The sequence below is a fragment of the Clostridium sp. UBA3061 genome, from assembly GCF_002367465.1.
In the GTDB taxonomy this organism is placed as follows: Bacteria; Bacillota; Clostridia; order Clostridiales; family Clostridiaceae; genus Clostridium_J; species Clostridium_J sulfidigenes.
On sequence record NZ_DFCF01000012.1, the window covers coordinates 270,140 to 281,869 of the forward strand.

General features: G+C 31.7%; 10 protein-coding genes. 9 read left to right on the forward strand and 1 reads right to left on the reverse strand.

All coding sequences use genetic code 11. The annotated features are described in order from the left end of the window. Positions 1–27: 27 nt before the first annotated feature. The 7 genes from B2P65_RS11780 (at position 28) to ppdK (ending at position 7,122) form a co-directional block, all read left to right on the forward strand. Entirely contained in the window at positions 28–726 is a 699-nt protein-coding gene (locus tag B2P65_RS11780; RefSeq protein WP_035128900.1) for a diacylglycerol kinase, read from the forward strand. A gap of 164 nt (positions 727–890) precedes the next feature. Then, positions 891–1,289 (forward strand): cytidine deaminase, encoded by a 399-nt coding sequence (locus B2P65_RS11785; protein WP_346848428.1) that lies wholly within the window; start codon positions 891–893, stop codon positions 1,287–1,289. Between the two features lie 10 nt (positions 1,290–1,299). Beyond that, the gene (gene era / locus B2P65_RS11790) at positions 1,300–2,181 is read left to right on the forward strand and encodes a GTPase Era (RefSeq protein WP_035128906.1); all 882 of its coding nucleotides are present in this window, start codon (positions 1,300–1,302) and stop codon (positions 2,179–2,181) included. Between the two features lie 18 nt (positions 2,182–2,199). Then, a complete protein-coding gene (gene recO / locus B2P65_RS11795) occupies positions 2,200–2,931 on the forward strand; it encodes a DNA repair protein RecO (RefSeq protein WP_346848429.1) in 732 nt (243 codons plus the stop codon). Between the two features lie 55 nt (positions 2,932–2,986). Further along, positions 2,987–3,529 (forward strand): DUF4342 domain-containing protein, encoded by a 543-nt coding sequence (locus B2P65_RS11800; protein ID WP_346848430.1) that lies wholly within the window; start codon positions 2,987–2,989, stop codon positions 3,527–3,529. A gap of 252 nt (positions 3,530–3,781) precedes the next feature. Continuing rightward, positions 3,782–4,414, forward strand: a complete 633-nt coding sequence (locus B2P65_RS11805) for a helix-turn-helix transcriptional regulator (protein ID WP_346848511.1) — start codon at positions 3,782–3,784, stop codon at positions 4,412–4,414. 53 nt (positions 4,415–4,467) lie between these two features. Continuing rightward, positions 4,468–7,122, forward strand: a complete 2,655-nt coding sequence (ppdK, locus tag B2P65_RS11810; RefSeq protein ID WP_346848431.1) for a pyruvate, phosphate dikinase — start codon at positions 4,468–4,470, stop codon at positions 7,120–7,122. Positions 7,123–7,206: 84 nt separating this feature from the next. Here ppdK and B2P65_RS11815 read toward each other — a convergent pair whose 3' ends face one another. Beyond that, positions 7,207–8,283: a CotS family spore coat protein gene (locus B2P65_RS11815; protein ID WP_346848432.1), complete on the reverse strand. Its 1,077-nt coding sequence runs from the start codon at positions 8,281–8,283 to the stop codon at positions 7,207–7,209. 366 nt (positions 8,284–8,649) lie between these two features. Between B2P65_RS11815 and B2P65_RS11820 the strand changes: the two genes are divergently transcribed. Then, positions 8,650–9,666, forward strand: coding sequence for a deoxyguanosinetriphosphate triphosphohydrolase (locus B2P65_RS11820; protein ID WP_346848512.1), 1,017 nt, complete (start codon positions 8,650–8,652; stop codon positions 9,664–9,666). A 275-nt stretch (positions 9,667–9,941) separates the two neighbouring features. Further along, complete coding sequence (gene dnaG / locus B2P65_RS11825; protein ID WP_346848433.1) at positions 9,942–11,717, forward strand: DNA primase; 1,776 nt, start codon at positions 9,942–9,944, stop codon at positions 11,715–11,717. Positions 11,718–11,730 lie beyond the last annotated feature (13 nt).

Consider the following 11,730-nt stretch of genomic DNA (forward strand, 5'->3'; position numbering starts at 1 on the left):
ATCAGCTTTAATTAAGGTGGGGTTATTATGAAGGTAAAGAAGCTAGTGGATAGTTTTAACTATGCTATAGAGGGAATAATTTATTCAATACGAACTCAAAGAAATATGAGAATACATATGATAATAGCTATGTTAATACTAACAGCTTGTTTTTTCTTTGACATGACAAAGATGGAACTTTTGGTAATTGCAATTACAATAACAATGGTTGTGGTTGCAGAGATGATAAATACAGCAGTGGAATGTGCCATAGATGCCACCACCAACTTTTATCATCCCCTAGCAAAGATTGCGAAAAATGTAGCTGCAGGAGCAGTATTAGTCACTGCAATAAATGCGGTTTTAGTAGCCTATATAATTTTTGGTGATAAAGTTCTACCTTTTTCTATAATTATTCTTTTGAAAATTAAAAATTCTGACCCTCACATGATATTTTTAATGTTAGTAATAGTTAGTATTGCCACTGTAGTAGTAAAGGCTGTATATGATGAAGGTACACCTTTAAGAGGCGGAATGCCAAGTGGTCATAGTTCCATAGCCTTTGCTGTGGCAACCACCATTACACTATTAACCACAGAGCCACTAATAATGATATTGGCATTTTTATTAGCCTTCATAGTAGCCCAAAGCAGAGTAGATTCTAACGTACACTCCATCCTTGAAGTAGTCCTTGGAGGAGCCTTTGGATCACTACTAACCTTACTGTTATATCAGCTTATTGGGTAATTACTAAATGAATGAAGCTAAATAAAATATAAGCAATAAAAATAATGTGATAAAATTCGTATTCTATGGTAAACTAATATAACTAAGAAACTAAAAAACTAAAGAAATGTGTGATTATTATAAACCATGGATAGATTTGAGTAATTAGGTTGGAGGAAGATAAAATGGATATAAAGGAATTGGTAAGACTTGCTATAGAGGCTAGAGAAAAAGCTTATGTGCCATATTCTAAGTTTAAAGTTGGAGCAGCAATTGAAATGGAAGATGGCAGTGTATTTACAGGCTGTAACATAGAAAATGCTTCTTATGGCGCTACTAACTGTGCTGAAAGAACGGCTATATTTAAGGCTGTATCTGAAGGACATACTATAATGAAAAAAATTGCCATAGTAGGAGATATGTTAGCATTTACAGCTCCATGTGGAATATGTAGACAGGTTATTGCTGAGTTTGCAGCTAAAGATATAGAAATAGTATTAATTAAAAATCAAGATGAGTATATAGTAAAAACTTTAGAAGAAATACTACCAGGAGCTTTTACTAAAGAGGACTTACTTAAATAAGGAGAGATATATGTTTAAATCAGGATTTATAACTATAATAGGAAGACCAAACGTGGGTAAATCAACCCTTTTAAATTATTTAATGGGAGAGAAATTATCTATAGTATCAAGTAGACCACAAACTACAAGAAACAATATACAAACAATACTTACAAGGGATAACTTTCAAATAGTATTTGTAGACACACCAGGTATGCATAAACCTAAACATAAGTTAGGTGAGTACATGGTGAAGATAGCTAAAGATTCCATGCAGGATGTGGATGTGGTGCTATTTTTAACAACACCAGAAGGGGAGATAAACAAGGCAGACCTTCATATTTTAGAACAACTAAAGCAGTGCAATACTAAAGTGTTTTTAGTAGTAAATAAAATAGATGAAAACCCTGCTGATAGAGTAGCTAAAACTCTAGAAGAATACACTAAAGTTTTAGATTTTAAAGAAATAATACCTATTTCAGCTATTAACGGAAAGAACACCGAAAAATTATTAGAATTAGTAGTTGATCAGTTACCAGAGGGACCAATGTATTACCCAGAAGACATGATAACAGATCAGCAAGAAAGATTTATAGTAATGGAGACTATAAGAGAAAAAGCCCTAAGACTTTTATCTCAAGAAGTACCTCATGGTATTGCTGTAGAAATTTTAACCATGAAGAAGAATGAAAATGGAAGTTATCTTATTGAGGCAAATATGCTATGTGAGAAGAACTCCCACAAGGGTATAATAATTGGTAAAAATGGAGCTATGATGAAGAAAATATCTACCTATGCAAGACAAGATATTGAAAAGTTCCTAGGCTGTAAAGTAAACCTAAAGATTTGGGTTAAGGTTAAATCAGAGTGGAGAGATAGTGCATTTGTACTCAAGGAACTTGGTTATAAGTAGAATTGCAGGTGTTATTCATTGAATACTATCAAGACTAGAGGGATAGTTTTAAAAACCCAAGAATACAAAGAAAATGATAAATTACTATGGATATTTACAGAGGAGTTTGGAAAGGTAACTGTCATTGCAAAGGGAGCTAGAAAAAGTAAAAATAAAAATTTTTCAAATACCCTACCTTTCTCCTTTGGTGAGTATGTACTATATAAAGGAAGAACTTTATATACCTTAAATGAAGGGAGAATTATAGATTCCTTTCAAGATATATTAAATGACTATGATACCTTAATATATGGTTCTTATTTTAATGAACTCATAGATATTGCCATAGAAGAAGGTGAGAGTCATCCCATATTTATAGATTTAGTGAAATGCTTTTATCTTATGAGAAACAAGGCTATAGACTTAGATCTTTTAGCAAGAGCCTTTGAAGTTAAGGTTTTAAAGGCTACAGGCTATGGTATATCGTTAGAAAACTGTGCCCTATGTGGAAATAAGATAAATACCACAGACTATATTTCTTTTCAGTTCTATGGTGGAATTTGTAACCAATGTGAAAAACAATATGGTACGAAAGTATCTGCTGCCACATATAATGGATTAAAGTTTCTAAGTAAAGTGGAGCTGGAGAAGGTAGGAAGACTTAATTTAGATATAAATACAAAGGAACAAATAGGAAAAATCCTAGAAACCTTTATAAGTCTAAATTATAGAAAAAAACCTAATAGCCTGTCCTTACTTAAAAAGTTTTAGTATATAAGTGATATAATATACTTAAGTATTAAATATTGCTAGGGAGGAAATATTTATGGATGAAGCTACATTAAAAAAGATAAATATATTAAAAGAAAGAGCTAATCTATCTGAAGAAGAAGCTAAGGAATTATTAGAAAGATTCAATGGGGACTTAATCGAAGCATTAATTCATTGTGAAAGAGAAAAACAAAAGGATAATAGAAATTTCAATGAGAAAATTTCTCAAAGTGAATTTGTAACCTATATAAAAGAGCTGATAAAGGCTGGTAATGTTTCTAGAATTATCATTAGAAAGGATGATTCTATCCTAGTGAATATTCCTGTAAATGCAGGAATTGTGGTGGGTATAGCATTATTATTGCAACCAGTTTTAATAGTTTTAGGAGCTGCAACTGCAGTATTTATTGATCTAGAAATAGATATAATTAAAGAAGATGGAACTGTAGAAGTAGTTAATAAAATTGTAAAGAGCACCATGGAAACAACTGCAAAGAAAGCTACAGAAGTAACCCATGATCTAAAAGAGATCTTCTCTGAAACCTCAGGAAAGATTAAAGAAAAAATTTCTGAAGCAAAGAATAATATGAAAAGATAACATAAATTTTATATATTTGGATATTAATTAAAGATGAGCATATACTCATCTTTTTTTATTTAGAATAAAATTTACCCAAGAATTAACGAAATATTTTAAAAATTTTTAGAGAAAGTTGCAAATTAAATAAATCTCTTATACAATATAATAGAAAATAACTTAAAAATAACACTTACTCACCCCAATGTGTGATATAATTAAAATTATAGAATTTGGAGTGAATAATAGAATTTTGAAAGGTGGCGAATTGTCATTAAACTCTCGCTTAGACAGGAACAAATAATAGAATTAGTTAAAGAAAATGAACCAATAACCAGTGAAGCTATCGCAAAAGAGTTAGGGCTTACGCGATCCGCCATAAGACCAGATTTATCTATATTGACTATGACCGGTATACTTCAAGCAAGACCTAAAGTTGGATATGTGTGTGTTAAAAATTCAAATAAAGGACCTAAAAACAGTGAAATTAGAAATATAAAGGTTAAGGATGTAATGTCTGAACCTGTTTTAGTAAAGGAAGACACACCAGTTTATGAGGCCATTCTAACACTTTTTTTAAATGACACAGGAACTTTATTCATTGAAAATGAGGGAGCACTATTAGGAGCTGTATCTAGAAAAGACTTTATAAAGATGGCTATGGGAACAGCTGATATGCATAGAGTACCCGTTGGAATTATCATGACTAGAATGCCGAATATTGTTAGTGTATCAGAGGAAGATTCAGCCTTTGATGCTGCAAAAAAAATAATTGAGCATCAGGTAGATTCCTTACCTGTTGTAAGGCTAGAACTTTTAAGGGGAAAAGAAGTTCCGAAAATTGTAGGAAAAATATCTAAGACAACAATTTCTATGATATTTGTAAAATTGGGTGAAAATGAATAATTTTATTCATTTGACTATATAACTATAATTTAAGAGTTAAGGGGTTGTATAACATGGAAAAGAAAAAATATGTGTACCTTTTTAATGAAGGCAACGGCGGCATGAAAAATTTACTAGGTGGAAAGGGTGCAAACCTTGCAGAAATGACAAGCATAGGAATTCCAGTGCCACAAGGCTTCACAGTAACAACTGAAGCTTGTAATAAATACTATGATGATGGAAAGAAAATCGCAGAAGAAATCGTTGACGAAATTCATGAAAAAATGACTGAACTTGAAAAACTTACAGGTAAAAAGTTTGGAAGTTTAGAAAATCCACTATTGGTTTCAGTAAGATCTGGTGCTAGAGCATCTATGCCTGGAATGATGGATACTATCCTTAATCTAGGATTAAACGATGAAACCGTTGAAGTAATGGCTAATAAAACAAACAATCCTAGATTCGCATACGATTCATACAGAAGATTCATTCAAATGTTTGCTGATGTAGTTATGGAAGTAGAAAAGAGAAACTTTGAAGATATCATGGATGAGATGAAGGCTGCTAGAGGCGTAAAACTTGATACAGAATTAAATGCAGAAGACTTAAAAGAATTAGTAGCTAAATTTAAAGCTTACTACAAAGAAGCTAAGGGAGAAGAATTCCCAAGCGACCCTACAGAACAATTAATAGCTTCTATCACTGCTGTATTTAGATCTTGGAACAATCCTAGAGCTATAGTATACAGAAGAATGAACGATATTCCTGGTAGTTGGGGAACTGCAGTAAACGTTCAAGAAATGGTATTTGGTAATAAAGGAAATACTTCTGGTACAGGGGTTGCATTCTCAAGAAACCCATCTACAGGAGAAAAGAAAATATTTGCTGAATACTTAATGAATGCTCAAGGAGAAGATGTTGTTGCTGGTATCAGAACACCTCAAAAAATAGAGCAATTAGAACAAGAAAATCCAGAAGTGTATAAACAATTTATGGATATTGTAAACACTTTAGAAAACCATTACAGAGATATGCAAGATATGGAGTTCACTATAGAAGAAGGTAAGCTTTACTTCCTACAAACAAGAAACGGTAAGAGAACAGCTCAAGCTGCATTAAAAATAGCTGTTGACCTTGTAGAAGAGAAAATGCTTACTAAGGAAGAAGCGATTCTTAAAGTTGAACCAAAACAATTAGATACATTATTACACCCTGCCTTTGATTCAGCATCACTTAAGGCTGCAGCAGTTATAGCTAAAGGACTTCCAGCATCTCCTGGTGCTGCTTGTGGTAAGGTTTACTTCACTGCAGAAGATGCAAAAGCTGCCCATGAAAATGGTGAAAAGGTAGTTTTAGTTAGACTTGAAACTTCACCAGAAGATATTGAAGGTATGATTGCTTCTGAAGGTATATTAACAGTAAGAGGGGGAATGACTTCTCACGCAGCTGTTGTTGCTAGAGGAATGGGAACATGTTGTGTTGCTGGTTGTGGTGACTTAACAGTAAATGAAGGAAATAAGACCTTTGCAGTAGGTGGAGTTACTTATAAAGAAGGAGACTACATCTCAATAGATGGAAGTACAGGAAATGTATATGCAGGACAAATTAAAACTGTAGATCCTGAAATAAGTGGATATTTTGGAACATTCATGGCATGGGCTGATGAACTAAGAACCTTGAAAGTAAGAACTAATGCTGATAATCCAAGAGATACAGCTCAAGCAGTTAAATTCGGAGCAGAAGGAATAGGACTTTGTAGAACAGAGCACATGTTCTTTGAAGGCGAGAGAATCATGGCTATAAGACAAATGATCGTTGCTAAGGATGAAGCTACAAGAAGAGCAGCTCTAGAAAAATTATTACCAATGCAAAAGGGTGACTTTATAGGAATCTACGAGGAGTTACAAGATAGACCAGCTACTATAAGATTCTTAGATCCACCACTACACGAGTTCCTTCCTCATGAAGATGATGAAATAGTAGAATTAGCTAAAGAACTTGGAATTACCTTTGAAGATCTAAAAAATACTGTTGAATCATTACATGAGTTCAACCCAATGATGGGTCACAGAGGTTGCAGACTTGCAGTTTCTTACCCAGAAATAGCTGAAATGCAAACAAGAGCAGTAATAGAAGCTGCTATAGATGTTAAAACTAGAAAAGGTTATGATATAGTACCTGAAATTATGATACCATTAGTTGGAGAAGTAAAAGAGCTTAAGTATGTTAAAAACATAGTTACAGAAACAGCTGATAAAATCATAAAAGAATCAGGCATAGATATGAAGTACATGGTAGGAACAATGATAGAAATTCCAAGAGCTGCTTTAACTGCTGATGAAATAGCTAAAGAAGCTGAGTTCTTCTCTTTTGGAACTAATGACTTAACACAAATGACCTTTGGATTCTCAAGAGATGACGCTGGAAACTTCTTAAAACACTACTATGACAAGAGCATATATGAATCTGATCCATTTGCAAGATTAGACCAAGTTGGAGTTGGAAAACTTGTTAAGATGGCTGCTGACCTAGGAAAATCTACTAGACCAGACATCAAACTTGGAATATGTGGAGAGCACGGTGGAGATCCATCTTCCGTTGAATTCTGCCACGAAGTAGGATTAAACTATGTATCATGCTCACCATTCAGAGTTCCAGTAGCAAGACTTGCAGCTGCTCAAGCTGAAGTTAAAAATCCAAGAAAAAAATGCTGCTGTGGATGCAAATAAAATAAAAAATAATAATTAACAAAGAGGCTATCTGAAAAGAATTAAAATATTTTCAGATAACCTCTTTATATATCTTTAAGAGTCTTATTTAAAGGAAATTTTAGTGCTAAATTTATTTTCAATATAATCCAGTAGTTTATAACTGAAATCAATATGGATATCATTGTGGATTACAGCTTTATTAAGAAGATTAATAAAGGCTTTTTTATTGCATTTTGATATATTTTTATAGTAATCCCTAGATAATTTCCAATATTTCTGTGGAAAGGCTAAGTAGGCAAGGATATATTTATAATCATCAAAGGTCAAAGGGTGACTGCTCTCATATTCCTGTAAAAAGTTTATGGCTAAATCTCCATTCCAGCAAGTGTTTTCTCTTCTCATAAGTCTCCTTAAACAATAAGAAATATCAAAAGCTGAATAGTCGTATCTACATTTATCAAAGTCTATAACGTAAATTTTACCCTGATTTACGATAAGATTTTTACTTACATAATCATTGTGACAAATGGATATGGATAAGTTGTCATAGTCTATAGTATTGGCTACGTTAGTTGATAAATTTGCTAGGCACATGCTATTAGTAAAACTAACTCTATATATTTTAGAAAAATAATCTTTATACTTTAATGCTAGCTTCTCATTTTTAACAAGTTGAAGAGTATGTTTATTTAAAGAGTCTGTAAGATTGGTGAAACCTTCCTTATGTTTACTACCTAAAATTGGGGAGAATCCTAAAGATGTCTCATGAATTTGTCCTAAATTTCTACTTGCCATATTTACATTATTTATATCATCAAAATCGCATTTGTCTCCTTTAACCCAATCTGTGAGAATAAATAACATATCATTATACCTTACATATCTTCCATGATTAGTAGTAGATAGTATTCTAGGTACATTTATATTATTGCGATATAACCATTCTATGGCTGAATAAATAAAAAGCAGTTCATCTACATCATAATATACTTTTTTCAAACAATACTCATGGGAATCACTTTCTATTTTATATACAGCTCTTTGCTTATCTGTATCCTTAAACTTCACCTGATATATACTGCAGTTACTAGATAAATTATAATAAGGTAATACATTTTTCTTAATATTACTTGGCGATAGTAAATTTGAACTAGAACTATCTGCTATTGCGTTACTCATTGTACTTCTCTCCTTAAAAATACTATAAGATAATACTAAATATCTCTACTATAATTATATTTATGAAAAATTTATGATAAATATATCAGTTCCTTGAAAAATTGAAAAAAATTTATGGTACATTAAAGGAATATTCATGGATAGTAAAGAAACTATATACATAATAAAGAAATTATATACATACATAATATAGTTATTAAATATAATTAGAAGGGATTAAATTTAATATTTTAAATATATAGAATACTTAAAGGTTGTAGAAATAAAACAATAGTTTATGTTATAATATAAAAGTTTTTATAAGCTAAATTTGAACATCTAAGCATAACTTTAAGTATTCAATAAGAAATAAAGGTAGGTGCAATGATGAATATTAGGGAAAATATAGAAAAGAGTGAAGAGTATAGTATAATACCACAAGGCTCAAAATCTAAAAACTCTATGGGGAGGGCTAGAAGCGAAGAATTAGATGAAGTTAGAACTGCCTATATGATTGACCGAGATAGAATAATACACTGTAAATCCTTCAGGAGGCTAAAGAGAAAGACTCAAGTATATATTAAAACCTGGAGCGACCACTATAGGACCAGGCTTACCCATACCTTGGAAGTGGCGCAAATTGCTAGAACTATAGGTAGAGGCATAGGACTAAATGAAGACTTAATAGAAGCCATAGCCCTAGGTCATGATATTGGACATGTTGCCTTTGCTCACAGTGGAGAAGAAGTGCTTAATGAATTACTTACCAATGGTTTTAGCCATAACCAAAATAGTGTTAGGGTATTAACATATATAGAGAATAATGGACAAGGGTTAAATTTATCAAAGGAGGTATTGGACGGAATACTATATCATAGTGGTTTTTCTAATAACAGTAGCAAGGCTTTTACCTTAGAAGGTCAAGTAGTAAAGTATAGCGATAAAATAGCTTATGTAAATCATGACATTGATGACTCCCTAAGAGCAGGAATTTTATCTATGGAGGATATACCAAAGGATATACTTGAGATTTTAGGGAATACTCATGGAGAGAGAGTAGATACCTTAGTTAAGGACTGTATCTATAGAACAAAAAGCAATATAAATTCCAATGATATTCAAGTGTCATTATCTAAAGATATAGATTATAACTTTAAAAAGCTTAGAGATTTTATGTTTAAAGAAGTCTATAATGGAGAGTTTCTAAAAGAAGAAAGGGATAAAGCTAGGTTTATTCTTATTCAGCTTTATAAATATTTTTATTTTCATGAAGAAAAGCTACCTGAATTTTACAAGTCCATAGCCAAGGAAGAAGGACTTAATCAAGGTGTTGCTGATTACATAGCAGGAATGAGTGATGAATACTGTATAGATCTGTTTAAGGACATATATATACCTAGTTAAGGATATTTATTTAAAGTAATGATTTTATCTATATAAATATTTAAATAAAGTAACTCTTTATGAAGGAAAACTATATCTTATAAAGAATATATATATAACAAACAATACAATTATATTACAAAAAACTTTTTTAAAAAAAAGGATTTAAGAGATATATGTCGAATTATAAGAGCTAGGAATTTGTACGTAAAGTTAAATTCTTTTAGACTTAATGAATAATATATTTAGTAGGTTTCTTTAAGTTTAGAATCACTTGAGAGTGAGGTGAGTTAATAATGTTTTCTGAAGAAATAATACAAAAAATAAAAGAGGAAAATGATATAGTGGATATCGTTTCAGAGGTAGTAACCTTAAAAAAAACGGGGAAAAATTATTTAGGAAGATGTCCATTTCACAATGAAAAAACACCTTCATTTACTGTATCAAGTGAAAAACAAATTTATAAATGCTTTGGATGCGGAGAGGCTGGTAATGTAATAAGTTTTGTTATGAAAACTAGGAACATGGCTTTTCCGGAAGCAGTAAAACTTCTTGGAGAAAAGGTAGGCATTGTAGTAGATGATGCAGATTCACCAGGTAAAAGTTCAGCAACTAATGAAAAATTTAAGCGAATGTATGATATAAACGTACAAGCGGCCAGATATTTTTATACTAATTTAAAAAGATTTAAAGCTCCTTATGAATACCTAAAGGGAAGAGGTATAACAGATGAAACTATTAAAAAGTTTGGTATTGGTTTTTCACTAGACAATTGGCAGGGAATACGTTCCTATTTAAAACAAAGAGGCTTTAGTGAAGAAGAAATATTAGAACTAGGACTTACTACAAAAAATGAAAAGGGGAATATATACGATAGATTTAGAAATAGAATTATATTTCCTGTATTTAATGTCAGTGGTAGGGTAATAGGCTTTGGTGGAAGGGTTTTAGATGATTCTAAACCCAAATATTTAAACTCTCCCGAAACCCCAATATTTCATAAAGGAACAAATCTTTATGGATTAAATTTAGCAATAAAGAATAATCCAGCTAGAACAGTTATCATGGTTGAAGGTTACATGGATGTAATCTCTCTTTCCCAACAAGGAGTAACAAATGTAGTTGCCACCCTAGGAACTGCATTAACAGAAGGTCAATGTAAATTATTAAAGAGATATATTGATACTGTAATAGTATCCTTTGATTCAGATGTAGCAGGTCAAAATGCTACTATAAGAGGCTTAGAAATATTACAAAAATCTGGATTTGACCTTAAAATTCTTCAAATCCCTAGTGGAAAAGACCCCGATGAATTTATTAGATCCTACGGCAGGGAAAAATTTCTAAATCTAATAGACGGGGCTCTACCAATTATAGATTTTAAACTAAGGATGGCAGAAAAGGGAATTGACTTTTCAAAACAAGAAATGGTGATTAAATATCTAAAGAGAGTAGTTAGCGTGCTAAAGGACCTTGATCCACTAGAAAAAGCTGTATATATTAAGCAGGTTTCAGAGAAGAGTGGCATAGGTGAAGAAGCTATAATGGAGTCCTTAGATAAAAATTCCAATAAATCTATAGAAAATAGCAAAAATCATAATATAAATAGGAAGTTTGGGCAAAAATTATATTTAGAGCCTGGGTTTGTTAGGGCTGAAAGAACGGTATTAAGCCTTGCCCTTGATAAAAGGCTAAGTGATAAAATATTTAGTAATGTAAGTGAAGATGACCTTATATTAAAGGCACATAAAGTAATTTATACAATCATTAAAGAAAATAATATGTGCTCTAAGGAAGAATTGATAAAGATTATTAACCTGCAAACTATGCAAGATAGTGAGTTCACAAAGGAATGGATAAAAATTCAGGAATATAAAGTTGATATAGATGAAGGATCCATAGACAAAATGGTAAGTGACTGCGTGAATAACATAAAAAAATACAAGTTAGAGGAGTCAAGAAAGAAAATTATGGATAAAATTAGAAAGTGTGAGTCTGAAGGGTTGGTTGAGGAAACTTTGATGTTAGCTAGAGAGCTTATGGATATACAAAAGGAAATGGGAAAACTATAGAAGAGAGGAGGTA